General features: G+C 66.9%; 18 protein-coding genes and 1 pseudogene. 14 read left to right on the forward strand and 5 right to left on the reverse strand.

What is annotated here, in order from left to right:
* Nucleotides 1-39: 39 nt before the first annotated feature.
* Genes LK540_RS08960 through LK540_RS08980 form a run of 5 tightly spaced genes read left to right on the forward strand, consistent with a single transcriptional unit; the run spans nt 40 to nt 5923 of the window.
* Nucleotides 40-1587 (forward strand): AMP-binding protein, encoded by a 1548-nt coding sequence (locus tag LK540_RS08960; RefSeq protein WP_229436856.1) that lies wholly within the window; start codon nt 40-42, stop codon nt 1585-1587.
* Nucleotides 1584-3044, forward strand: coding sequence for a UbiD family decarboxylase (locus LK540_RS08965; protein ID WP_374041342.1), 1461 nt, complete (start codon nt 1584-1586; stop codon nt 3042-3044). The genes LK540_RS08960 and LK540_RS08965 overlap by 4 nt, the downstream gene beginning before the upstream one ends.
* Nucleotides 3041-3640 carry a UbiX family flavin prenyltransferase gene (locus LK540_RS08970; protein ID WP_229436857.1) on the forward strand — a complete coding sequence of 200 codons (600 nt, stop codon included), beginning with the start codon at nt 3041-3043 and terminating at the stop codon, nt 3638-3640. The genes LK540_RS08965 and LK540_RS08970 overlap by 4 nt, the downstream gene beginning before the upstream one ends.
* A gap of 16 nt (nt 3641-3656) precedes the next feature.
* A complete protein-coding gene (locus LK540_RS08975) occupies nt 3657-4463 on the forward strand; it encodes an enoyl-CoA hydratase/isomerase family protein (protein WP_229436858.1) in 807 nt (268 codons plus the stop codon).
* A gap of 8 nt (nt 4464-4471) precedes the next feature.
* Nucleotides 4472-5923, forward strand: coding sequence for an aldehyde dehydrogenase family protein (locus LK540_RS08980; RefSeq protein WP_229436859.1), 1452 nt, complete (start codon nt 4472-4474; stop codon nt 5921-5923).
* Nucleotides 5924-6161: 238 nt separating this feature from the next.
* Here the strand turns inward: LK540_RS08980 and LK540_RS08985 are convergent, their stop codons facing one another.
* The 3 genes and pseudogenes from LK540_RS08985 to LK540_RS08995 form a co-directional block, all read right to left on the reverse strand.
* The gene (locus LK540_RS08985) at nt 6162-7082 is read right to left on the reverse strand and encodes a LysR family transcriptional regulator (protein WP_229436861.1); all 921 of its coding nucleotides are present in this window, start codon (nt 7080-7082) and stop codon (nt 6162-6164) included.
* Nucleotides 7083-7165: 83 nt separating this feature from the next.
* Nucleotides 7166-8305, reverse strand: a pseudogene (locus LK540_RS08990) (glutathione-independent formaldehyde dehydrogenase).
* A 103-nt stretch (nt 8306-8408) separates the two neighbouring features.
* The gene (locus tag LK540_RS08995; RefSeq protein WP_229436863.1) at nt 8409-8675 is read right to left on the reverse strand and encodes a hypothetical protein; all 267 of its coding nucleotides are present in this window, start codon (nt 8673-8675) and stop codon (nt 8409-8411) included.
* 327 nt (nt 8676-9002) lie between these two features.
* Here LK540_RS08995 and LK540_RS09000 point away from each other — a divergent pair, with 327 nt between their 5' ends.
* The 5 genes from LK540_RS09000 to LK540_RS09020 all read left to right on the forward strand — a co-directional run bounded on the left by LK540_RS09000 (nt 9003) and on the right by LK540_RS09020 (nt 16744).
* On the forward strand, nt 9003-11744 hold the full coding sequence (locus LK540_RS09000) for a TonB-dependent receptor (RefSeq protein ID WP_229436865.1): 2742 nt from the start codon (nt 9003-9005) through the stop codon (nt 11742-11744).
* A 158-nt stretch (nt 11745-11902) separates the two neighbouring features.
* The gene (locus LK540_RS09005) at nt 11903-13495 is read left to right on the forward strand and encodes an ABC transporter substrate-binding protein (RefSeq protein WP_229436867.1); all 1593 of its coding nucleotides are present in this window, start codon (nt 11903-11905) and stop codon (nt 13493-13495) included.
* Nucleotides 13492-14469, forward strand: a complete 978-nt coding sequence (locus LK540_RS09010; protein WP_374041348.1) for an ABC transporter permease — start codon at nt 13492-13494, stop codon at nt 14467-14469. Before LK540_RS09005 ends, LK540_RS09010 begins: the two co-directional genes overlap by 4 nt.
* Before the next feature lie 8 nt (nt 14470-14477).
* The gene (locus tag LK540_RS09015; RefSeq protein ID WP_229436871.1) at nt 14478-15311 is read left to right on the forward strand and encodes an ABC transporter permease; all 834 of its coding nucleotides are present in this window, start codon (nt 14478-14480) and stop codon (nt 15309-15311) included.
* The gene (locus LK540_RS09020) at nt 15308-16744 is read left to right on the forward strand and encodes an ABC transporter ATP-binding protein (RefSeq protein ID WP_229436873.1); all 1437 of its coding nucleotides are present in this window, start codon (nt 15308-15310) and stop codon (nt 16742-16744) included. Before LK540_RS09015 ends, LK540_RS09020 begins: the two co-directional genes overlap by 4 nt.
* A 21-nt stretch (nt 16745-16765) precedes the next feature.
* Here LK540_RS09020 and LK540_RS09025 read toward each other — a convergent pair whose 3' ends face one another.
* Nucleotides 16766-17434: an NUDIX domain-containing protein gene (locus LK540_RS09025; protein WP_229436875.1), complete on the reverse strand. Its 669-nt coding sequence runs from the start codon at nt 17432-17434 to the stop codon at nt 16766-16768.
* 143 nt (nt 17435-17577) lie between these two features.
* On the opposite strand from LK540_RS09025, the gene LK540_RS09030 reads away from it, so the two are divergent.
* Genes LK540_RS09030 through LK540_RS09045 form a run of 4 tightly spaced genes read left to right on the forward strand, consistent with a single transcriptional unit; the run spans nt 17578 to nt 22150 of the window.
* Nucleotides 17578-18633, forward strand: coding sequence for a DnaJ domain-containing protein (locus LK540_RS09030; protein ID WP_229436877.1), 1056 nt, complete (start codon nt 17578-17580; stop codon nt 18631-18633).
* A 29-nt stretch (nt 18634-18662) separates the two neighbouring features.
* A complete protein-coding gene (locus LK540_RS09035) occupies nt 18663-19577 on the forward strand; it encodes a hypothetical protein (RefSeq protein ID WP_229436879.1) in 915 nt (304 codons plus the stop codon).
* 19 nt (nt 19578-19596) lie between these two features.
* Nucleotides 19597-20883: an adenylosuccinate synthetase gene (locus tag LK540_RS09040; protein WP_229436881.1), complete on the forward strand. Its 1287-nt coding sequence runs from the start codon at nt 19597-19599 to the stop codon at nt 20881-20883.
* Nucleotides 20884-20932: 49 nt separating this feature from the next.
* Nucleotides 20933-22150, forward strand: coding sequence for a sterol desaturase family protein (locus tag LK540_RS09045; protein ID WP_229436883.1), 1218 nt, complete (start codon nt 20933-20935; stop codon nt 22148-22150).
* A gap of 70 nt (nt 22151-22220) precedes the next feature.
* On the opposite strand, the gene LK540_RS09050 is transcribed toward LK540_RS09045, so the two are convergent.
* Nucleotides 22221-25748 (reverse strand): indolepyruvate ferredoxin oxidoreductase family protein, encoded by a 3528-nt coding sequence (locus LK540_RS09050; protein WP_229436885.1) that lies wholly within the window; start codon nt 25746-25748, stop codon nt 22221-22223.
* Nucleotides 25749-25812: the final 64 nt, after the last annotated feature.

Below are 25812 nucleotides of genomic sequence, written 5' to 3' on the forward strand. Positions count from 1 at the left end.
ACGGCGACAGACAAACGACAACAATAGGAGGAGAACATCGTGCTGGATCTTGGACGCACATTCCTGCAAAGCGTGGAACGCAGCCCGCATGCGCTGGCGGTGGTCGACGGCGCGCAGCGCCTGACGTATGCCCAGTGGTACGAGCGCATCCAGTGCGCCGCCGCCGGCCTCACCAAGCTCGGACTGGGACGCGGCGACCACCTGCTAGTGGTGCTGCAGAACCGCATCGAGATGGCGACCCTGCACTGGGCTTGCCAATTCCTGGGCGTGATCGCGACGCCTCTCAACTGGCGCGCCAAGCCCGAGGAAGTGGAATACTGCGCAGTCGACGCCGGCGCACGCGCCGTGGCCTATGAACCGATCAGCGAGGAAGCCGTCAAGGGCAGTCCGGCTGCGATGGCACTGCCGCGCATCACGGTCGGCGCGGTGACCGACAGCGCTGCCACGACCTTCGCCGATTTGCTGGCGGATGCGCCGCAAACGCCGATCCTGCAAGGCAGGGCCGACGACATCTCGCTGATGCTCTACACCTCGGGCACCACCGGCAAGCCGAAAGGCGTGCCGCGCCGCCACCGCGCCGAACGCGCCGCCGCCCTCGGCCACGTGGCCCAGAACCTGTACAAGCGCGGCGAACGCACCCTGGGCGTGATGCCGCTGTATCACACCATGGGCGTGCGCTCGCTGCTGGCCATGGCCCTGGTCGACGGCCTGTTCGTCTGCGTGCCGAAGTTCGACTGCGCCGCCGCCTTCCGCTCGATCGAACAGGACCGCATCACCTGCCTGTACCTGGTGCCGACGCTGTACCACGACATGCTGGCCTGGCGCGAAAAGCACGGTGCCGACATCTCCTCGGTGACCAAGCTTGGCTTCGCCGGCGCGCCGATGCAGGACGGTTTGCTCAAGCGCCTGACCGACACCTTCCACCCGGAGCTGTTCGTGAATCACTACGGCTCGTCCGAGGTCTACACCTTCACCATCGACCAGGACGCCACGCGCAAGGCCGGCAGCGCCGGACGCGCCGGCATCAACACCCGCATCCGCGTGGTGCCGCTCACCGCAAGTTCGCCGGAAGGAACGGTGGCAGTGGGCGAGGAAGGCCAGATCATCTGCGACCTGGAAGGCGACGAAGCCTTCGAGGCCTATTGGAACCGCGACGACGCGAACGCGAAGTCGATCCGTGGCGGCTGGTACTTCACCGGCGACACCGGCTACATCGACCAGGACGGCGACCTGTTCGTCACCGGCCGCATGGACGACATGATCATCAGCGGCGGCGAAAACATCTCGCCGGTCGACATCGAATCGGTACTCTCGCTGCACCCTGCCGTGGACGAAGTGGCAGTGGCCGGCCTGCAGGACGAGCGCTGGGGCCAGAAGGTGGTTGCCTTTGTGAAGACGCGCGGCGACATCACGCCCGAAGCGCTGAACGAACACTGCCGCACCTCGGACCTGCTGAACTTCAAACGTCCACGCGAATACGTGTTCGTGCGCGAGATTCCGAAGTCGCCGGTCGGGAAGATCCTGCGCCGCAAGCTGGTGGCGGGCGAGTACGAGAGCCTGCCGGGCGCAGACAAGGGAATCGCATGATGAAGAAACTCGACATCCCGGCCAAGGCCCGCGACCTGCGCGAATGGCTGGCCCACCTGGAAAGCACCGGCCGCCTGGCCGTACTGCGCGAAGGCGTGCCGCTGAAGCACCGCCTTGCGGCCATCGCCAAGCGCCTCGACGGCAGCCAGGCCGCCTATTTCCCGCAACCCGACGGCCACCCGATTCCGGTCGTCTCCGGCTTCATCTCGCGCCGCTCCTGGATTGCCGAAGCGATGGGCGTGGAGCAGGCCGGCCTGCTGGCGGCCTTCCGCCATGCGGCGGACCATCCCCTGTCCTGGCGCGAAGTCGAAGCGGGTTCAGCGCCCTGCCAGCAGGTGGTGGTGAACAAGGAGATCGACCTGCACGCCCTGCTGCCCATTCCCACCCACAGCGAGCACGATAACGGCCCCTACATCACGGCCGGCTTGGTCATCGCGCGCAATCCGGTGACCGGCATCCAGAACGTGTCGATCAATCGCATCCAGGTGCACGGCAAGGACCGCATGGCGATCCTGATGCTGCCGCGCCACCTGCTGGCATTCTATAAAGCGGCCGAGGCCGAGAACCAGGCGCTCGACGTGGCGGTGGTGATCGGCGCTGATCCCTTGACCCTGCTGGCTTCGCAGGCGATCACCCCGATCGACCACGACGAACTGGAAATCGCCGGCGCCCTGCACGGCGCGCCGCTACCGGTGGCGAAATGCCTGGGCAGCGAGGTGCGCGTGCCGGCCAACGCGGAGATCGTCATCGAGGGCAAGCTGCTGCCCAAGGTACGCGAACCGGAAGGCCCGTTCGGCGAATTCCCCAAGTATTACAGCGCGAAGGAGAACCGTGAAGTCATCGAGGTCACCGCCGTTACCCATCGCAGCAATCCGATCTACCACACCATCGTGCCGGCCGAAATGGAGCACCTGCTGCTCGGTTCCATCCCGCGCGAAGCGACCATGCTGGCCCACTTGCAGCGCAGCTTCCCCGGCGTGCTCGACGTGCATTTGTCGGTCGGCGGCGTCGGCCGGTATCACTTGTTCGTCAAGTTCCGCAAGCTGCGCGAAGGCGAGCCGCGCAACGTGATCCTCGGCGCTTTCGGTGCGCACTACGACATCAAGCAGGTGACCGTGGTCGACGACGACGTCGACGTGCACGATCCGCAGCAGGTGGAATGGGCCGTGGCCACGCGCTTTCAGGCCGACCGCGATTTGATCGTCATCAGCGGCGCGCAAGGCTCGGCGCTCGACCCCTCGACCACCGTCGGCCACGATTATGGGGAAGACGAAGTCGCGCCGCCCCACCTGCAGGGTATCAGCGCCAAGATGGGACTGGACGCCACCAAACCGGTGGCATTCCGCGGCCACGTGTTTACCAAGGTGCGCATCCCGGGTGAGCTGCAGATCGACCTCGACCAGGAAATCGTGCGCGGCGCCACGGTGGACTGGCACGAAGCCAAGGTGCGTCCATGAACAAGCCGCGCCTGGTTGTCGCCATCACCGGCGCCAGCGGCGCCATCTACGGCGTGCGCCTGCTGCAGGCGCTGCGCGAGTCCGGCGCCTGCGAATCGCACCTGGTGATGTCCTCCTCGGGCGTGATGACGGCGCAGCAGGAACTCGACATGCGCAAGAGCGACATCGAGGCCCTCGCCGATGTGGTGCACAACGTGAAGGACATCGGCGCGACGATTGCCAGCGGCTCTTTCTGCAGCGCCGGCATGGTGGTGGCGCCCTGCTCGATGAAGACCCTGGCCAGCATCGCCCACGGCCTGGCCGACAACCTGGTGGCGCGTGCCGCCGACGTGATGCTCAAGGAACGCCGGCGCCTGGTGCTGGTGGCGCGCGAAACGCCGCTAAACCTGGCCCACCTGCGCAACATGACGAGCGTGACCGAAATGGGCGGGATCATCTTCCCGCCGGTGCCTGCCTTTTATACCCGACCCGATTCGCTCGACGACATGGTCAACCATACCGTCGGACGCCTGCTCGACCTGTTCGACCTTCCCCACGATGGCCTGGTGCGGCGTTGGGAAGGGATGAACCAGGCGGGCAACAGCGAACATCAATAACACTCAGGAGAACAGCATGACCCAACTGAACCACCCAGCCCAGACCCTGCTCGCAGACCTCGTCAACTTCCGCGTCGAGATCGACGCCGAGCGCCAGCGCGCCGACATCGTGCTCTCGAACGGCCAGTTCAACATCATCACGATGCCCCAGCGTGAGCAGCTGCGCCTGGTGTTCGAGGCGCTCGACGCCGACGAGCGCGTGCGCGTGATCGTGCTGCGCGCCGAGGGCCAGCACTTCTCCAGCGGCGGCGACATCCGCGGCTTCCTGGAAGCGAGCCCGGAACACGTGTCGAAGCTGGCCTGGAACATCGCGGCGCCGACTCGCTGCAGCAAGCCTGTCATCGCGGCGAACCGCGGTTTCTGCTTCGGCGTCGGCTTCGAGATTTCGCTGGCCTGCGATTTCCGCATCGTCACCGACACCACCTTCTACGCGCTGCCGGAACAGAAGCTCGGCCAGATCCCGGGTTCGGGCGGCTCGGCGCGCCTGCAGAAGATGGTCGGCATCACGCGCACCAAGGACATCGTGATGCGCTCGCGCCGCATCCCCGGCCAGCAAGCCTACGACTGGGGCGTGGCCACTGAGATCGTGCCGGACGCCGAGCTGGAAGCGGCCACCGACCGCCTGGTCGACGAACTGCGCTTCTTCTCGCCGCTGGCCCAGCGCACGGCCAAGAAGCTGCTGAACGACACCGAGGATTCGCCGCTGTCGGTGGCGATCGAACTGGAAGGCCACTGCTACAGCCGCCTGCGTTCGTCGAACGACTTCCGCGAAGGCGTCGAGGCCTTCCACGCCAAGCGTCCGCCCGTCTTCAACGGCAGCTGATCCACACCATGGGCCTGCTTAACGCTCTCAACTACATCGACGGCCAGTGGCAAGGCGCGGCCGGCGGGGCCAGCGGCGAGAGCCGCAACCCCGCCGACGGCAGCGTCATCGGCAGCTATGCCGCCAGTGGCGTGGCCGAAGCACGAGCCGCCATCGCCGCGGCGCGCCAGGCGTTCGAAACCTCGCTGTGGTCGCACGATGCACGCCTGCGCCAGATGGTGCTGCTTGCCTGGGCCGACCGCCTGGAGCGGCGCGCCGAACTGGCAGCCCTGCTGACCCAGGAAAACGGCAAGGTGCTGGCGCAGTCGCGCGGCGAGATGGCCGCTGCGATTTCCGAAATCCGCTACTACGCGGGCCTGACGCGCCATATGCCGGGGCACTTCATGGAAGTCGAGCCGGGGGCGTATTCCGCCACCCTGCGCGAGGCGGCCGGCGTGGCGGGCCTGATCATTCCGTGGAATGCGCCCATCGTGCTGTTGATCCGCTCGCTGGCGCCGGCCCTGGCCGCCGGCTGCACCGTGGTCATCAAGCCGGCGCACCAGACGGCGCAGATCACGACCCAGGTGCTGCGCGAACTGGCGGCAGTCGAATCGCTGCCGCGCGGGGTGCTGAACCTGGTGTTGGAACACGGCAGCGAGGTGGCGCAGGAGCTGGTGGCATCGAACGACGTCGATGTGCTCAGCTTCACCGGTTCGAACCTGACCGGCCAGCGCATCATGGCGGCCGCCGCACCGACCATGAAGAAGCTGTCGCTGGAACTGGGCGGCAAATCGAGCTGCCTGGTGTTTCCGGATGCGGACATCGGCAAGGTGGCGCAACGGCTGGCGACGGCCGCCACCATCATCTCCGGTCAACAGTGCACGGCCGCGCGGCGGGTGCTGGTGCATGCGTCGCGCTATGACGAGATGAAGCGGGCCTTGAAGGCGGCGCTGGAAGCGATCGTGGTGGCGCCTGGGGATACGCCGGGCGCGGGCATGGGGCCGCTGATCGACGGCGAGTCGCTGGATCGGGTGTCGAACGACGTCGAGCGCGCGCTGGGCATGTGCGACGAGGTCGTGCTGCGCGGCGGACGCGGTGCGGGCAAGCTGGCGAACGGGCACTTCCTGACGCCGACGCTGGTGGCGCATGCGGATGCGAATGCGTTCTTCACCCAGGACGAGATCTTCGGGCCGTTCGTGGTGCTCGAAAAATTCGAGGACGAGAAGGAAGCGGTGGCGCGTGCCAACAATACCTTGTTCGGGCTGTCGGCCAGCGTGTGGACGGCGGACGGCGACCGCGGCATGCGCCTGGCGCGGGCGCTGCGCAATGGGACGGTGTGGATCAATGACCATAACCGCTTGTTTGCGGAGGCGGAGACCGGTGGCTACCGGCGCAGCGGGATTGGGCGCCTGCATGGCTACGAGGGCCTGGCGGACTTCCTCGAGACCAAGCACATTTTCCGCAACGCCGGGTTGGTGTAAGGCCCGCACGGCGCAGCCTTTTGAGTGGACCGCGCCGCCAAACGTAGGGTGGGCACTCCGTGCCCACGCGGTACGCACGCTTCCGTAGTCCGCAGCAGCGAGGCATCGCTCGCACCCTATGTAACGGCCACGGATCTGCTTTACGTGGCTCGGCTCGGCGCTATTGGGCGACAATTCAACGCACGTAGTGCAAGGTAAAGCACGTAACCGCGTGGGCACGGAGTGCCCACCGTACGTGTTACGCCTCTGGCCGCTCACCCGGCGCGCGCAAGCGCATATTCGCCGCCAGCATCGAGATAAACAGTTTCGTCGCCGGATTCAAGGGCCGCCTTGGATGCGACACGCTCACCACCCGCCGCACCAGCCGTGGCGACACGATCGGATACGCCCGCAGCGCCCCACTCGCCAACTGCCGGTGCACCGCCACGCGCGGCACAATGGTCGCCACCTGATTACGCTCGACCAGGTTGACGGTAGCCACCAGCGAATCGATCTCGAACTTCGGCACCAGCTCGATGTTCTCGCTCTCGGCAAAGCTGTCGATGTTACTGCGCAGGCCGTGCCCACGACTCGGCAGCACCAGGTCCAGCCCGAGCGACGGCAGCTGGCGCAACGTGAGATTCGCCGGCAGGCTGGCCGCGAACCCCGGCCCCGTAATCAACACCATCTCCTCATCGATGATGTGCTCGACGTCCAGCGCCAGCGGCCGGCGCGGCTTGTTGACGATGGCCGCGTCCAGGCGCCCTCCGGCCACCCAGTCGGTCAGCGTGCTGGTATAGCCGTCGCTCACCGTCACGCCCACTTCCGGATACTTGTTCGAAAAATCGCTCAGGGTATCGACCAACACGCCCTCGGTGATCGAGGCGATCATGCCGATGTTCACGTGGCCGCGGATCTCGCCCTCGCTGCTCAGCATCTGCGCCTGCGCGTTCGAAAAATCGCGCATGATCGGCAGGAACAGGCGGTACATCTGGCGCGCGGCGGCGGTCGGCACCATGCCCTGCTTGGTGCGCTCGAACAGCTTCTGGCCGAAGTGCTCCTCGAGCTTACTGATCTGCATGCTCAGGGCCGGCTGCACGATGTTCAGCCGGTGCGCGGCGCGCGTGACGGTGCCCTCTTCGTACAGGGAGATGAAGTAGTGAATCTGGCGGAATTCCATGCAGGGACGGGCAAGATGAGCGACGCTCCATCTTACCCGATGGCGAAGCCTTCAGCGATCCTCCGGCCCGCCCTGCGCCTGGCTTATTTACCCGGCTTCAGCACGACCTTGGTCCAGCCATCGGCGCGCTTGTCGAACTGCTCGTAGGCCTTCGGCGCTTCGTCCAGCGACAATTCGTGCGAAATGATGCTCGACGGTTTCGCCTTGCCCGCATGGATCAGCTTGGCGAGATGGCGGTTGTAGTGCTTGACGTTGGCCTGGCCGGTGCCGATGCGCTGACCCTTGAACCAGAAATTGCCGAAGTCGAAAGCCAGCTTGCCCTCCTTCGCCAATTCGTCGTGCGCGCCCGGGTCCTGCGGCAGGAACACGCCCACCACGCCGATGCCGCCGGTCGCCTTGACGGTCTGCACCAGGTTGTTCATGGTCAGGTTCGGCACTTCCTTGCCGTGCTTGTCGCAGCACTGGTAGCCCACGCATTCGCAGCCGCAATCGGCGCCCTTGCCGTCGGTCATGTCGAGGATCTGCTGCACGCCACCGCCTTCGGTATCGTCGATCGGGATCGCGCCCAGCTTCTCGGCCAGCGCCAGCCGGTCCTTGTGGGTATCGACCACGAATACCTGGCTCGCACCCTTGATGTTGGCCGACATGGCCGCCATCAGGCCGACCGGGCCGGCGCCATAGATGACCACCGATTCGCCTGGCTTGACGCCGGCCAGTTCGGTCGCGTGATAGCCGGTCGGGAAGATATCCGACAGCATCACGTAATCGTTTTCCTTTTCCTTCGCATCCGGCGGCAGCACCAGGCAATTGTAGTCGCCGTAGGGCACGCGCAGCAGCTCGGCCTGGCCGCCGCTGTAAGGGCCCATGCCCGCAAAGCCGTAGGCCGCTCCGGCGGTGCCCGGGTTCGCCGTCAGGCAAAAGCCGGACAGGCCGCGTTCGCAATTTTCGCAAAAGCCGCAACCGATGTTGAATGGCAGGCAGACGATGTCGCCCACCTTCACGCGGTCGACGGCGTTGCCGACCTCGATCACTTCGCCCATGTTCTCGTGGCCGAGGATGCGGCCGGTTTCCATGCTGGTGCGGCCTTCCTACATGTGCAGATCCGAACCGCAGATGTTGGTGGTGGTGATGCGCACCAGCACGTCTGTCGGCTTTTCGATCCGGGCGTCGGGCATGTCCTTCACCTGCACGTCGCAGGGACCGTTATAAACGAGCGCTTTCATGTATTTCCTTTCCTGGGGGATTGGCTTCAAGGACTCTTTGCGGGCTGATCCGCAAAAAGACGGGCCAGTCTGCACCCAGGAAGGGGATGGGACTGTTGGTTACCTAACAGTCGCGGATGAATGGCCAGGAAAGGATGCGCTTGGCATGCAGGATGATACGGGCGGCAACGTAGGCGATGACGAAGCCAAAGGCAAGCAAACTGCCTGCATCGTGCAGGACGGCAAGCCAGACGCCGGCCACGGTGGTGGCGGCGACGAGCAGCATCAGCGCCAGCTCGATGCTGAGGAAAAAGGCGGCGGCTTCGCGCCAGATGCGCAGGGTCAGGACGGCGATGTCCCTGAAGCCAGGTGGGTTGCGGCGGGTACTCATATCGACGATCTTGTAGCGAACCCGGCAATGCGGTGGGCGCCGGAAGCGGCGTGCCCGGGCATGCGGGGAAATGTATGCGCGGCAGCGGAGCGGCTGCGCGGCTGAAAAGGGGAACCGGCAAGCTTAGCAGGACAGCCCGGCCGCGGCAAGGTGCAGGAAGCCGCGCGAGATCATCTCCCCAGGCGTCTGTCAAATTCTCCAGCGTGCCTCCTCGGCGCGCTGCGTATCATCCTTACCACACTTCTTTCCAAACCTTCAATTTTTACCTGTGCCGCTGGCGCCAGATTTAATATCGCGGATGAGCCCAAGTTTTACTAAGGAAAAACAATGAAAACAAATCTCAAGGCAGGTGCACGCGCCGTGCGCGGCCTGCTGCTCACCGGCGCCTGGACCCTGGGCAGTACGCTGACTGCCCCGGCATTCGCCCAGGATGTGACCGCAACTGAAACGCGCGACATGCCGCGCGTCGAAGTCACCGGTTCCGCCATCCGCCGCGTCGAATCCGAGACCGCGCTGCCGGTGCAGGTGATCTCGCGCGAAGAGATCGAGAAGACCGGCATCACCACCGCCGCCGAACTGCTGGGCCGCGTGTCCGCCAACGTGAATGGCCTGACCGACGGTGCCAGCATCAACGTCGGCGGCGACCAGCGCGGCTTCAACAGCGCCAACCTGCGCGGCATCGGCACCTCGTCGACCCTGGTGCTGCTGAATGGCCGCCGCATGGCCAACTTCGCCTCGCCCGGCGACGACAGCGGCGTCGATTTGAACAACATCCCGGCCGCCGCCCTGGAACGCGTCGAAGTGCTGCTCGACGGCGCCTCGGCGCTGTACGGCACCGACGCCATCGGCGGCGTCATCAACTTCATCACCCGCAAGGATTACCAGGGGCTGGAAATCGGCGGCTACGTCGGCAAGACCGACGAAGGCGGCGCCGGCAAGCGCACCCTGAGCATCAGCGCCGGCACCGGCGCGCTCGACGCCGACGGCTACAACGTGTTCGCGGTGGCCGACTTCCAGCGCACGAACGCCCTGAACACCTCGCAGCGTTCCTTCATTCCGAACCTGCGCGTCGAAGAACGTCTCGGCCACCTGCTGTCGGGTTACACCAGCCCGGCGAACATCCGCCTGACCTCGTTGCAGCGCGACCGCCTGCAGGAGCTCGGCTTTACCATCAACGGCCAGCCGATCACGAACCGGCTGATCAATCTGTCGGTGCCGGCCTGCGACCCGCCGGCGAACGTCTACCTGCCGGCCGGCACCGGCGGCGTGGATGCCTGCACCTATAACTACATGGGCGACACCGAGCTGTATCCGAAGTCGGAAAAGGCCAGCCTGCTCAGCCGCGGCGTGGTGAAGCTGGGCGGCGGCCACCAGGCCTATGCCGAGGTGGCGCTGAGCCGCGCCAAGACCTGGTACACCGGCTCGGCCGCGCGCGTGACCGGCTACATCGACTACAGCCGCGTGCCGCAACTGGCCGGCACCGGCCTCGATGAACTCGACGACGATTACCCGGGCGAACTCGAACTGCGCATGCGCCTGAACGAGGCCGGCCAGCGCACCAGCGAACTGACCAGCGAAGGCGTGCGTGTTGTCGCTGGCATCACCGGCACCCTGGGCGGCTGGGACTACGACGCCGCCTTCAACCACAGCGTCAACACGGTCAAGGACAAGGATACCCACGGCTACGTGCTGTACAACGAGCTGCTGGAAGGGATCTACGACGGCCGCATCAACCCGTTCGGCCCATCCAGCGCCGAGGGCCGCGCCCTGATCGACAGCATCCAGGTGAACGACGTGGTGCGCCGCGCGCGCGGCACGCTCGACTCGGTCGACTTCAAGTTCTCGCGCGCGGTGTCGAAGATGGACGGCGGCGATTTGGCCGTGGCGGTCGGCGGCGAAGCGCGCCGTGAACGCAACCGCTTCACGCCGTCCGAGCTGCTCCTGAGCGACAACATCAACAACGACGCCGCCCCCGAAGGCGGACGCGCCACCAGCGACAGCCGCAAGGTGGCGGCGCTGTACGGCGAAGTGCTGGTGCCGTTTGCGAAGCAGTGGGAAGCCCAGCTGTCGGCACGCTACGACCATTACGAGCAGGTCGGCGGCGCGGCCAGCCCGAAGATCGGCCTCTCTTACCGCCCGCAGGCCGGCATGCTGCTGCGCGCCTCGGCCGGCCGCGGCTTCCGCGCGCCGACCATGACCGAGCTGCACCGCCCGACGGTCTACAGCGCCACCGCCACCCTGCCCGATCCGGTCTACTGCGCGACGGTCGACAACAACTACTCGGACTGCGCCGACAACTGGGACACGCGCCGCTACAGCAACGAGAACCTGAAGCCCGAGCGCAGCCGCCAGTTCTCGCTGGGCGCGGTGGCCGCCCTGGGCAGCCATGTGAACGCCTCGCTCGACTACTGGAACATCAAGCGCACCGACTTGATCAGCGAGATCGGCGACGACATCATCCTGGGTAACCTGGCGAAATACGGCGACCTGGTCTACCGCGACGAGGACGGCCTGATCGACTACATCGAGCTGCGCAAGGAAAACCGCGGCGCCCAGCTGGCGCGCGGCCTCGACCTGGCTGTCACGGTGCGCGGCGTGAACACGCCCTACGGCCACTTCGGCGGGCGCCTGAACGGCACCTATGTGCTGTCTTCGAAAATCCAGAATGCGCCGGGCGATCCTTACGTGAGCAACCTGAACCGCTTCGTCACCGACGGCGTGGTCCAGCGCTGGCGCCATACCCTGAGCCTGGACTGGGACCAGGGCCCGTTCTCGGCCAATTTGCAGAACACCTGGTCGAGCGGCTACGAAGACCAGAACACGGCGATCAACATCGACGACGGCAGCGTGGTGGCGGCCAACCGCGTGAAGTCGTATTCGCTGTGGGACCTCTCCGGCGCCTATGAATTCGATCCGAAGCTGAAGCTGCGCGTCGGCGTGCAGAACCTGTTCAACCGCGCCCCGCCCTACTCGAACCAGGCCTATTACTTCCTGTCGGGCTACGATCCGAGCTACACCGATCCGCGTGGACGCCGCTTCTACGCCAGCGTGAACTACACCTTCCGCTGATCCGGCGGTCCTTGACCAGACCGGCGCCCGCTGTGGCGCCGGTTTTTTTTGGTCTTCCCGATCCTGCCGCCACGGCAGTGGACCGGTGGCCTGCCGTTATAATCACGGCCTTTCGCCGCAGCCCTGGTGGCCAGGCGTCCTTACACCTTTCTCCTGACATGAGCCGATCAAGCGACCCATCCCGCCGGCGCCGCAGTGTGCTGGCGGCCACGGCGGCCTCGCTCCTGCCCTGGCGCGCCGGGGCCGACGACCGCGCCGGCCCGCACGCGCACGCGTTCACGGCCGCCGGCAAGGACGTGCTGACCGTGGTCGGCCCCTGGGAGATGACCGGGCTCGACCCCTCGCGCGCCGGCTACATGTTCCAGCGCATGGAGGTGGTGGAAACCCTGCTCGACGTGAGTCAACGTGGGCGCCTGCAGCCGCGCCTGGCCACCTCGTGGCAGGTGTCGAATGACGGCTTGAGCTGGCGCTTCCGCCTGCGCGGCAACCGCCGCTTCCACGACGGCAGCGAGATCACGCCAGAAAACGTGCTGATGTGCCTGCGCCGCGCCCATGCCAGGCCCGGCGTGCTGCGCCTGGCCGACATCCGCGCCATCTCCGCCGACGGCGGCGACATCGTGATCGCGCTGAACCGGCCGTTCGCGCCGCTGCCCTACCTGCTCACGCACTTCTCGGTGCAGATTTTGGCGCCGGCTTCGTTCGACGCCAAAGGCAACGTGGTGCGCATCGTCGGCAGCGGGCCGTTCAAGATCGTCTCGATCTCGATGCCGCAGCAGTTCGACGTCGAGCGCTTCGACGGCTACGGTGGGCTGGCAGTGCCGGGCCAGGTGCGGCGCGCCCGCTACATCAGCGTGGCGCGCGCCGAAACGCGGACCCTGCTGGTGCAAAGCGGCCAGGCCGAACTGGCGTTCTCGCTCGACCCGCCCAGCATCCGCGCGCTGCGCACCAGCCCGAAAGCGCTACTCGTCACGCAGATGCTGCCGCGTACCACCTTCCTGAAGCTCAACAGCGGCCATCCCCTGCTGGCCGACGTGCGCGTGCGGCGCGCCATCTCGCTCTGCGTCGAGCGCGAAGGCATCGCGCGCGCCCTGCTGCGCGATGCCGATCTCGGCGCATCGCAGCTGTTCCCGCCGTCGATGCGCGGCTGGCACGACCCGGCGCTGGCGCCGCTGCGCACCGACCCGGCCGCGGCGCGGCGCCTGCTGGCCGACGCCGGCTGGCTGCCCGGGCCGGACGGCATCCGCTACCGAAAGGGCCAGCGCCTCGCGCTGAGCCTGACCACCTTCGTCGACCGTCCCGAACTGCCGCTGATCGCCGCCGCGCTGCAGGAAGAGATGCGCCAGATCGGCATCGCCGTGCGCGTCGTCATCGGCAACTCCAGCGACATCCCGGCCGGCCACCGCAGCGGCGGTTTGCAGATGGGCCTGGTGGCGCGCAACTTCGGCAATTTGCCGGACCCGGTGGCCACCCTGCTGCAGGACTTCGGCCCCGATGGCGGCGACTGGGGCGCCATGGGCTGGCGCAACACCGAGGTCCCAAGCGCGCTGGCGCGCCTGGCGGCGGCAACCCAGGCCGACCCGGTGCAGGACGCCGCGGCGCGCGCCCGGGTGGCGGCCGTGCTGCAGGCCGAGCTGCCGGTGATCCCCGTGGTGTGGTACCGGCAAGTGTGCGCGGCCAGCCGCCGCATCGCCGGCGTCAGCATCGACCCCTTCGAGCGCAGCTACAGGATCTCGCAACTGCAATGGACATGACAATCTTCCGGACACAGGCATGGCGCCGTATTTCGTCCGCCCTCGCGCCCGCGCTGGCGCACCGCCTGCTGCAGGCCATGCTGGTGGCGCTGCTGGTCGGTACCCTGTGCTTCTTCATGACGCGCATGCTGCCGGGCGACATGGCCTACCGCATCGCGGCCGGCCGCTATGGCTACGACATGGTGACCACGGCCGCCGCCGAGGCGGTGCGCCTGGAGCTGGGCCTGGACCGGCCCTGGCCGGCGGCCCTCGTCGAATGGTGGGGCCGCCTGCTACAGTTCGACCTCGGCGTATCGCAGGTGACGGCGCAGCCGGTGGCGATGGAGATCGCCTGGCAGCTGGGACCGACGCTGAACCTGTCGCTGCTGGCGATGGCGCTGTCGCTGCTGATCGGCCCGACGCTCGGCGTGCTGGCCGGCCTGAAGCCGGGCGGCTTCCTCGACCGTTTTACGCTTGCCGTGTCGACCGTGCTGCGCGCCCTGCCTTCCTTTTTGCTTGGCCTGGTGCTGGTGCTGCTGTTCTCGGTGAAGCTGGGCGTGCTGCCGGCCGCCGGGCACGACGACCATGGCAGCATCATGCTGCCGGCGCTCACCCTCGCGTTGGGCATGGCCGCCGTTTCCTGCCGCGTGGCGCGCGACGCGATGGTCGGGGTGCGCGGCTCGGCGTACTTCGCCTTTGCCCTGACCAAGGGCCTGAGCCTGCGCCAGGCGCTGCTGCGCCACGGCCTGCGCAACGTGGCCGCGCCGGTGGTGGCCTACCTCGGCGTGCAGCTGGTGTACCTGGTCGAAGGCGTAGTGCTAGTCGAGACCATCTTCGCCTGGCCCGGCATCGGCCACGCGCTGGTGCACGCCATCTTCGGGCGCGACGTGCCGATGATCCAGGGCACCGCGCTGGTGCTCGGCCTGATGTTCGTCCTCTTCAACGCACTGGTCGACGCGGCCTGTGCCTTCATCGACCCGCGCCGCCGGCCGTAACCGTAAACATGCATTCGCTTTCTTCCGACGACTTCATCGACACCGCGCCGCAGCGCCGCCTGGGCCGCGCACAGCTGGCAGGCATCGTACTGCTGGCGGCCATCGGCGCCTTTGCCCTGCTCGGCCCCTGGCTGGTCGGCATCGACCCGGCCGCCCAGCAGCTCGATCGTTATCTGGAAGCGCCTAGCCTGGCGCACCCGCTGGGCTTCGACCAGCTCGGACGCAGCGCGCTGGCGCGGCTGGCCCATGCGGCGCAATTGTCGCTGGCGCTGGCCCTGGTCAGCGTGCTGTCGGCGGCGATTCCCGGCACGCTAATCGGGCTGCTCGCGGCCTGGCGCGGCGGCTGGCCCGAACGCGTGCTGGCGGCAATTGCCGATGCGGTGCTGGCCCTGCCCGGCCTGCTGCTGGTGCTGCTGCTCGCCGCCTTTGCGCCGGGCGGCTTCTGGCCGCTGTACGTCGGCATCTCGCTGGCGCTGTGGGTCGAATACTTCCGCGTGGTGCGCGCCGCCACGCGCATCCTGATGGCCAGCCCGCACGTGGAGGCGGCGCGCCTGCTCGGCTTCGGCCCGCTGCACATCGTGCGCCGCCACCTGCTGCCGGAACTGCTGCCGCGCCTGTTCACGCTGATGCGCTTCGGCTTTGCCGGCGCGGTACTGGCCATGTCGGCCCTCGGTTTCGTCGGCGTCGGCCTGCAGCCGCCGACGCCGGAACTGGGCGTGATGATGATCGAGCTGCTGCCCTATTACGGCGAAGCGCCCTGGCTGGTTGGCGCGCCGGTGCTGACCCTGTTCCTGACGCTGCTCGGGCTGTTGCTGCTGTCGCCGGAAAAGGAGACGGCATGAATGCACCGGGCGTGACGCCGGCCCTGGCGGTCGAGAACCTGGCCGTGCTGCACGGCGAGCAGGCGCTGGTGCGCGGCGTGTCGTTCGCGATCCCGCCCGGCGGCGTGCTGACGCTGCTGGGCGAAAGCGGCTCCGGCAAGTCGCTGCTGGCGCAGGCGATCATGGGCAATCTGCCGTCCTCGCTGCGCTGTACGGGCCGCGTGGCGATTGCCGGTGACGCGAACGACGCCGCCGATGCGCGCAGCCGCCATGCGCTCTGGGGCCGGCGCCTGGCTCTGCTGCCGCAGGAACCTTGGCTCGCGCTCGACCCGACCATGCCGGTGCGGGCCCAGGTGGCCGAGACCTACGCCCTGGTCGGGGCCCCGGCCGCCGCGCGCGGCGGATGGCGGGCGCGCTTCGCGGAGGGAAAGGCGCGCGCCGACCGTGCGCTGGCATCGCTCGGCCTGGGCGACGCCGCGCACAAGTACCCGTTCATGATTTCGGGCGGCATGGCGCAGCGCGTCGCCTTCCTCGCCACGCACGCGGCCGGCGCGCCGCTGATGATCATCGACGAACCGACCAAGGGACTCGATGCCGACCGCCGCGGCGAGGTGCTGGAACTGCTGCGCGCGGCCCAACGTGAGGGCATGAGCCTGCTGTGCATCACCCACGACGTCTGGCTGGCGCGGGCGCTGGGCGGGCAGCTGGGCGTGATGCTGAAGGGCGAAGTGATCGAGCAGGGCGAAGCGGCGGCCGTGCTGGCGGCGCCGCAACAGGACTACACGAAGCGCCTGCTGGCGGCCGATCCGGCGTGCTGGCCGGCGCCCCGGCCGGCCGGCGCCGGCGCCGGCGCCCTGGTGCGCATCGAGGGTGTCGCCAAGGCCTACGGCCAGCAGACCCTGTTCTCCGGCATCGACGCCGCCATCGCGCCCGGCGAAATCGTCGCGGTCAGCGGCCCCAGCGGATCGGGGAAAACCACCTTCGGCAACATCGTGCTCGGCCTGCTGGAACCAGGCGCGGGCCGCGTGACGCGCGCACCCGGCCTGGCGCCGACCGCCTTCCAGAAAATCCAGCAAGACCCGGGCGCCGCCTTTGCGCCGCGGATCACCCTGCGCCAGTCGCTACGCGACCTGGTCAACCTGCACCGCCTCGACTGGGCCGAGCTGGAAACGCTCTTGCAACGCATGCGTCTGACGCCGGCCCTGCTCGACCGCCTGCCGCACCAGGTGTCGGGCGGCGAACTGCAGCGCATCGCGCTGGCGCGCGTGCTCTTGATGAAACCGGCGCTGATCTTCGCCGACGAACCGACCTCGCGCCTGGACCCGGTGACCCAGCAAGAGGTGTTCGCGCTGCTGCTGGAGCAGGTGCGCGCGAGCGGCTGCGCCCTGCTGCTGGTGACGCACGACGCCGACATCGTGGCGCGCGTGGCCAGCCGCCGCATTGCGCTCGGCTAAGCCGCGCCTCCCGGAAGCGGACTAGATCGTCCGCTTCAGCTCCTGCAATCCGTTCCCCTTGCGCCGGTACAGGTCGGGCGCGCGGTGCTGACCGCCCTTGCGGCGCTCGCCGGTCGCTTCGATCATGTCCTCGTCCAGCACCTTCTTGCGGAAAGCCGCGATGTTGGTGGCCGAGCCGGTCACCTGCTCGTATACCGCGTGCAGTTCGGGGATCGTGAATTCCGACGGCAGCAGGAAAGTCAGCAAGGACGAATAGGTCGACTTGCTGCGCAGGCGGCGAATCGCCATGGCGGCGATTTCGTTGTGGTCGAACGGCAGGTCGGGAATGCGATCGGCCGGCACGAACTCCAGTCCCTCGACCTGCGTCTGTTCCAGCACGCTTTCCGGCACCAGCGAGTAATACGCCACCGACAGCGACCAGCGGCGCGGATCGCGCAGCCGGCCCGAGAAGGTGTAGAGCTGCTCCATGTAGGGCGGATCGAAACCGAGCTTGGTGCGCACGACGCGGCTGGCGGCGTCCTGCGCGTTCTCGTCCTCGTCGGTGTGGATGACGCCGCCGGGCAGCGCCAGGGCGCCGAAATATGGCTCGTCCCGATTCTTGCGCGTGGCCAGCAGCAGCGACAGCCGCCCTTCACGGATGGTAAAGAGCGTGACATCGACCAGGGCCAGCGGATCTTCGTATCGTTTCATGATGATTGTCAGCTGCGATAAACGTGAAGATCATACGATACCTCGTCATTGTTGCAATGAAGAATGAATGGTGGGCATGTTAGTTGTTAGTTGCGTTTTACGATAAACATGCTACTATCCCTTCTATCGACGGAGGAAAACGCATGGTCAACGATCTCTCGAACCTGTCCGCAGCAAGCCTGCTGGCCATTCCCGAACACAGTCCGGAGCGCCTGTTCGGCGGCAGCGCCGACGACATCAAGAAGGCCTTCCGCCTACTGGCCATGAAGTGGCATCCGGACCGCAACAGCGAAGCCGGCGCGCACCGGGTCTTCCAGCACATCAAATGCCTCTACGAGAAAAGCGCGGAAAGGCTGGAGGCGCGCGGCGGCGGCGTCCTGCAGTTGGCCGCGGTCGACGGCAAGCACTACGAGATCAACTACCTGCGCTGCCACCGCTTCGAACTCGGCGCGATGTATGTCGCCGGCACGGTGGCCGCCTTTGCCATCGATCTCGCGCACGCCGACCTGGTGGAAGCCGCCGAGCGCACGATCAGGAACCTGGACTACGCCGACGACAGGATGCGGCAACAGATCGCGCCGCACCTGCCCGCCTGCCCTTTCGCCGGCGCCTTCCGCACCGCCGACGCCTGGGTGATCGTGATGCGCAAGACGCCCGACCTGCTCCTGCTGCGCGACGTGCTCGAGCACCTTGGCGGGCGCCTCGATCCGCGTCACGTGGCCTGGGTGGTCAGCTCGCTGCTCAACCTGTGCTGCTACTTCCAGCATGCCGGCATCGCGCACAACGCCCTCTCGCTTGACACCTGCTTTCTGTCGCCGCCGGATCACAGCGTGGCTGTGCTGGGCGGCTGGTGGTATGCGGCGCGGCTCGGCGAGCGCATGACCGCGGCGCCGGCCAGCACCATCGAATGGGCGCCGCATGGCCTGCTGGACAGGAAGCGCGCCGACATCCGCACCGACCTGGAACTGGTGCGCGCCATCGGCCGCGCACTGCTGGGCGACATCGGCGGCAGCCGCCTGGAACGCGACGGCGCCGCACCGCAGGCCATGATCGACTGGCTGCGCCTGCCCGCGTCAAGCAGCCCGATCGACGAATACCGGACCTGGCGCACCCAGGTCCTGCATGACAGCTTCGGCGCACGTCGCTTCGCCGAACTGCCCCTCACGCAAAGCGACATCTACGCAGTTGACCCGCGGTAGAACCGCAGTTGACAATCAAGGAGAACATCATGGGTGGAGCACGTTGGGACGAAGACGACTGGAAGCGCACCGCAAAGGCAACCGTCGGCAAACGCACCGAGGACATCTTCACGTCGTCGGGCATGCATCCGAAACTCAATCCGTACGGCGTGGTGCGCGAATCGCGCGACTCGCTGGTGAATCCGGATTCGAACGCGATCATCATCGGGCTCGACGTCACCGGTTCGATGGGCATGATCGCCGACGCCATGGCGCGCGAAGGTCTCGGCACCCTGGTCGAGGAAATCCTGAAGCGCAAACCGGTGTCGGACCCGCACATCCTGGCCTGCGGCATCGGCGATTCGTACCACGACGACGCGCCGCTGCAGATTACGCAGTTCGAAGCCGACATCCGCATCGCCGACCAGCTGAAGATGATCTGGCTCGAGAAAGGCGGCGGCGGCAACAGCCACGAAGGCTATCACCTGCCCTGGTACTTCGCGGCCCAGCACACGCAGATCGACTGCTTCGAGAAACGCGGCCGCAAGGGCTATCTGTTCACCGTCGGCGACGAGGAACCGCCCGAGGAACTGCTGGCCAAGCATGCCCGAGCAATCTTCGGCGACACACTGCAGCGCAATCTGTCGATGGCCGAGCTGCTGACCATGGTCTCGCGCATGTACCACGTCTTCCATGTCGTGGTCGAGGAAGGCAGTTATGCGCAAAGCTACCTGCCGCGGGTGCTGAAGAAGTGGAAGGCGCTGCTCGGCCAGCGCGTGCTGCGACTGAAGGATTACCGCCGGCTGGCGGAAGTGGTGGTGTCGGCGATGGAAGTCAACGAAGGCCGCGACCGCGACACGGTGGCGAACAGCTGGTCGGGCGATACCTCGGTGGTGGTAGCGCATGCGCTGGGCTCCCTGCCCGCCACGCGCATGGGGGCACTGCGCGAACTGGTGCGTTTCTGATCCGATCGGGGGAGACACCATGCGGTACACCGCCAAGGCCGTCATCGGCGCCAACTACGGCGACGAAGGCAAGGGTCTGATGACCGATTATCACATCGCGCCCGCTGGCAAGGACGGCATCGTGGTGCGCTTCAACGGCGGCGCCCAGGCCGGCCACACCGTTACCACGCCGGACGGCCTGCGGCATGTGTTCTCCCACTTCGGCAGCGGCACCCTGGCCGGCGCGGCGACTTTCCTGTCGCGCCACTTCGTCTGCCATCCCTCGCTGTTCCTAAAAGAGGCGCACGCGCTGACGGCTGCCGGCGTGGCGCTGCCGCCGGTGTTCGTCGACGAGCGGGCGCCGGTCTCCACGCTGTACGACATCCTGCTCAATCAGGTCGTCGAACGGCACCGTGGCGCTGGCCGCCACGGCAGTTGCGGCATGGGCTTCGGCGAGACGATCGAACGCAACCTCGACCCCGCGTTTGCGTTGAGCGTGGGCGACCTGCGCCAGGGTTCCGCCTACCTGCTGAACCGGCTGGCGGCGATCCGCGCCGACTATGTGCCGCGCCGCCTTGCCGCGCTCGGCATTGCCGCCCTCGACGCGCAGGATGCCGAGTGGCTCGCCAGCGACGAGGCGCTGCAGGGCTATGTACACGCGGCGATGCAGTTCCGCCGTGCGACACGCTGTGCGCGGCCCGAAGTGCTGAATGCGTACAAGCAGGTCGTGTTCGAAGGCGCGCAGGGCTTGCTGCTCGACCAGGAGCGCGGCGCCTTTCCCTACGTGACGCGCTCGCATACGGGCATCCGGAATGCGCTGGAGGTCGCGGGTGAAGCGGGAATCGGGACACTCGATATCACCTACGTCACCCGCGCCTACCTCACGCGCCACGGCGCCGGCCCGCTGGCCGGGGAACTGCCGGGCAAGCCCCATGCCGGGATCGAGGACCCGACCAATGTGGCGAACGAGTTCCAGGGCACGTTGCGCTTCGCCCACCTCGACCTCGACCTGCTGGTGCAAACCATCCGCGCCGATTTCGCCGACGCCCTGGCCTGCCCTGGCGTGCGCGCGACGCTGAACCTGGCGGTTAGCTGCCTGGACCAGGTGGGGCCGGCGGTATCGTTTGTGGAGGACGGACGGTTGCGGAGCGCGGCGCCGGACGCGCTGGCGGCGCACCTGGCGCGGCGCCTCGATGCGGGCGTGCTGTACACGGCATGGGGGCCAAGCCGGGCAACGGTGCGAGCGTCGGCACGCGATACGGCTTTTGTCTCATCCATAACAACTTCGACTCACAACAAAGATGTTCCTGAGAGTCTAGTTTTTTAAAAGAAACTGCGGTAGCCTGCGCTGCAGACCGAACTCTTCATCGACAGCCATGCCAAACCAGGACCCTTCCCCATCGCAGAACGCGTCCGCCGCGCTGCTGCCCCGTGTCGGCGAGATCGTCGACGACGCCACCGATTTGTTGAGCGCCGACGGCGAGCTGACGCCAGGCCAGGGCACGATCACCACGGCCCTGGCCCTGTGCCTGGGCTTCCTGAGTTTCCTGGGCGTGCTCGCCTTCTTGTTCCCGGAATACCTGACCACGCCCGAGCTGCGCCGGGCCTATAACGTCGACTGGTGCCGCGCCCTGCTGTTCTCGGGGCTGCTGGTGTCGGGCATGCTGTCGCTTTTCAATATCGTCTTCAACCGGCGCCGCAACGTGAATGTGCTCGCTTTTGCGTTCGTGCTGGTGACAATTGCCCTGGGCGGCGCAAAGGTGCCGGTGGGCGATTTTCCGGACCACACGCCGTATCTCGGCTTCGACTGGCTGATCCTCGACCTGCTCGGCTCGACCACCGTGTTCGTCATCCTCGAAAAGCTGTTCCCGCTGTACAGGAACCAGCCGATCTTCCGCAAGGAATGGCAAACCGACCTGATTCACTTTGGCGTGAACCATTTGCTGGTCGGGCTAATGCTGTTGATCGTGAACTTCTTCGTGCACCGTGCCCAGCTCATCGTGGTTGGCGAGGAAGGGCTGCAGCAATTCATCAGCTCGATCCACTTCCTGCCCCAGCTGCTGCTCTGCCTGCTGGTGGCCGACCTGGCCGAGTACGCCGTGCACCGGGCCTACCACGAAGTCCCCTGGCTGTGGAAAGTCCACTCCGTGCACCACAGCGTGAATACCCTGGACTGGCTGGCCGGCTCGCGCCTGCACATGCTGGAAATTATTGTGACCCGCATCGCCGTTCTCACGCCGCTGTTCCTGCTCGGCTTCGACAAGAGCGTGGTCGACATGTACATCGTGATCGTCGGCTTCCAGGCCGTGTTCAACCATGCGAACGTGCATATTCCATGGGGACCGCTGAAATACCTGATCGTGACGCCGGATTTCCATCATTGGCACCACAGCAGCGAACAGGTCGCCATCGACAAGAATTACGCGGCCCACTTCGCGTTCATCGATTACCTGTTCGGCACGGCGGTGAAGACCGACCAGCAATTCCCGGCAACTTATGGGGTCGTGGGCAGCAAGATCCCGGAGGGTTACCTGAGCCAGCAGGCCTACCCCTTCCGCAAGCGGCGCAAGAAAGCGGCCGAAACGGCCAACTGACGGGGGCGGCCCCAGAGATAGCCGCCATCGCTGCAGCGCGATGGCGGCTATCGTTTGAACGGGAGGCGCTTCAGGCGCGCCGTTTCAGCTCGATCACCTGCTCGCCACGGTAGATGGCCATCAGCTTCGGCCATTCGGCGTCCAGCTTGTCCATTGCCGCCAGCTTGATGTGGCCGTAGCCGCGCACCCCGTCCGGCAATTGCGCCAGCTTCAGCGCGGCCTCGCGGTTGCCAAGGCTCAGGCTCGCCGCCAGCGTCTCCACGAAAGCCAGATAGCGTTCGCGCAGCGCCCGTTCGCGCTTGCGCTCCTCGGTATAGCCGAACACGTCGAGCGGCCCGCCGCGCAGGGACTTGAATTTGGCCAGCATGCCGAATACCGGCATCATCCAGCCGCCCAGGCGCATCTTGGCCGGCACATCGGAACCCGGCTTGCGGCGCGCCAGCATCGGCGGCGCCAGGTGGAAGGCGAGCTTGTAGTCGCCCTCGAACTGGGCGGCGATCTGGGCACGGAAGGCCGGGTCGGCGTGCAGGCGCGCCACTTCGTATTCGTCCTTGTAGGCCATCACCTTGAACAGGTTGCGCGCCACCAGCTTGCTCAGCTTGCGCGAGCCGGTGGGGTCGATTTCCGCTTCGCGGCGCTCGACGGCGGCGATGGCGTCCGCATAGCGCTTGGCATAGGCCGCATCCTGGTACGCGGTCAGGAAGTCCGTGCGCACGGCAACCGTGTCCGCCAGCGGCTTCGGCGCGCTGAACTGGATCACCTTGCGCTCGCTGCGGTCCAGGCGTCCGAGTGCCGCCGCATCGGCCGCGGCCAGGCGGCCCAGCATGAAGGCGCGCTTGTTCATGTCGATGGCAACGCCGTTCAGTTCGATCGCGCGCAGCAGCGCCGGCAGGCCGACCGGCACCAGCCCCGCCTGCCAGGCATAGCCCATCAGGAGGATGTTGCCGCCGATCGGGTCGCCCAGGAAGCGCGCCGCCGTTTCGTGCGCGTCGAGGCGCACCAGGTTTTCCATGCCGGCGGCCAGGCCCAGCTTTTCCAGCAGCCCTTCCTTGTTGATCGAGGCATCGCGCTCGCGCGTGAAGTCGGCGGTGGGGATTTCGCGGTCGTTGGCAACCACCTTCGTGTGCCCGGCGCGCATTACCGACAAGCTGTCGGGCATGGCCGCGACCACCAGGTCGCAGGCGAAGACGGCGTCGGCCTGGCGCAAATCGATGCGCACCTGGTTCAGGCGCGCCGGCGACGACGCCACGCGCACGTGCGACAGCACCGCCCCGCCCTTTTGCGCGAAGCCCATGAAGTCCAGGGTCGAGGCGCCCTTGCCTTCCAGGTGGGCCGCCATGGTGATCAGCGCGCCGACGGTGACGATGCCGGTGCCGCCCACGCCCGCGACCAGGATTTCGAAGGGTTTGGCCAGCGCCGCCGGCGCCGGTTGCGGGTAGGCCGCCAGGGCCTGTTCGAGGTCGGCCAGCGACAGCGTGCTGACGGCCGGCTTGCGCAAGGCGCCGCCCAGCACCGAGACGAAGCTCGGGCAAAAGCCCTCGACGCAGGAGTAATCCTTGTTGCAGGACGATTGCTCGATCTGGCGCTTGCGGCCGAATTCGGTTTCGAGCGGCAGGATCGACAGGCAGTTCGACTGCACGCCACAGTCGCCGCAGCCTTCGCACACGGCCGGATTGATCACCATGCGGCGCGCCGGGTCCGGGAAGACGGTCTTGCCCGGCTTGTTCTTCTTGCGGCGGCGGCGCTTTTCGGCGGCGCAGGTCTGGTCGTAGACCAGCACCGTCACGCCCGGAATGGCGCGCAGCTCGCGCTGGATCGCATCGAGCTCTTCGCGGTGATGCACGGTCACGCCGTCGGGCAGCTTCACCTGCGCATAGTTCTCAGGCTGGTCGGTGACGACCACGGTTTTCCGAGCACCTTCGCTCACCACCTGCTGCACGATCTGCGGCACGGACAGGGTGCCGTCCACCGGCTGGCCGCCGGTCATGGCGACCGCGTCGTTGTACAGGATCTTGTAGGTGATGTTGGTGCGCGCGGCCACGGCCTGGCGGATTGCCAGCGAGCCCGAATGGTAGAAGGTGCCGTCGCCCAGGTTCTGGAACACGTGCGGCTCGTCCACGAAGCGCGAGGACGCGACCCAGCTGACGCCCTCGCCGCCCATCTGCGACAGGTAATTGGTGTCGCGCTTCATCCAGGTGGCCATGAAGTGGCAGCCGATGCCGGCATAGGCGCGGCTGCCTTCGGGCACGCGGGTCGAGGTGTTGTGCGGGCAACCCGAGCAGAAGTATGGCGTGCGCTTGACGCCGTCGGCGCTGTTCGAGGGCAGCGCGGCGGCGCAGAAGTCGGGCAGCAGGCGTCCCAGGTCGAGTTCGGGGAAGCGCGGCGCCAGCCAGTGCACCAGGGCCGGCGCGATGCGCGAAGGACGCAGCTCGCCCAGCGCCGACAGCAGCGGGCTGCCGTCGCGGCCGGCCTTGCCGACCACGGCGGGACGGCTTTGCGTGGGCAGGTTGTAGAACAGGTTTTTCACCTGCTGCTCGATCACCGGGCCCTTTTCTTCCACCACCAGGATTTCCTCGAGGCCGGCGGCAAAGGCGGCCAGGCGGGTACGCTCCAGCGGGAAGGTCAGGCCGGGTTTGTACACGCGCACGCCGAGTTCTTCCAGGCGAGCCAGCGGCAGGCCCAGGCGTTCGAGCGCTTCGACCAGGTCGAGATAAGCCTTGCCGGCGCTGATGATGCCGATGCGCGCTTGCGGCGCGGCCACGACTAGGCGGTCGATCGAGTTGGCGCGGGCAAAGGCCTGCACGGCTTCGAGCTTGGCATCAAGACGCACTTCCAGCGCCAGGCCCGGCAAATCGGGCCAGCGGTTGTGCAGGCCATCGGCCGGGGCGACGTAATCCTGCGGCGTGGCGAAGGACGGCATCGCCGGCAGCTCGACCACGGCGCCGCCTTCCACGGTTTCGGAAATCGCCTTGAAACCGCACCAGGCGCCCGAGAAGCGCGACAGGGCCCAGCCGTACAGGCCGAATTCCAGGTATTCCTGGATGTTGGCCGGATTGATGACCGGCATGCTCCAGGCGATCAGTGCCTGCTCGCTCTGGTGCGGCATCGACGAGGACACGCAGCCGTGGTCGTCGCCCAGGATCACCAGCACGCCGCCGTGCGGCGACGAACCGTAGACGTGGCCGTGCTTCAGGGCGTCGCCGGCGCGGTCCACGCCCGGGCCCTTGCCGTACCACATGCCGAATACGCCGTCGACCTTGCGCGTCGGGTCGGCTTCGACCTGCTGCGACCCCATCACGGCGGTGGCGCCGAGTTCTTCGTTTATCGCCGGCAGGAAGTCGATGCTGCGTGCTTGCAGCAGGTCTTTCGCGCGCCAGAGTTCCTGGTCGACCGCGCCCAGCGGCGAGCCGCGGTAGCCGCTGACGAAACCGGCCGTGTTCAGGCCCTGGCGTTCGTCGACCACTTTTTGCATGCACAGCAGGCGCACCAGGGCCTGCGTGCCGGTGAGGAAGACGCGGCCGCTTTCGCGGCGCAGGTTGTCGTCGAGGGCGTAGTCGGGGTCGGCCAGCAGGGCTGGCGGGGTGGTCATGGAATTCATTGTCTCGTTATGCTTTTGTAAGCAGACAGGATATGCCGCACGGGGAGAAAGATTTTTTCTATTT

Origin of the sequence: Massilia sp. IC2-278 (assembly GCF_020708045.1) — a bacterium.
Lineage (GTDB): Bacteria > Pseudomonadota > Gammaproteobacteria > Burkholderiales > Burkholderiaceae_D > Telluria.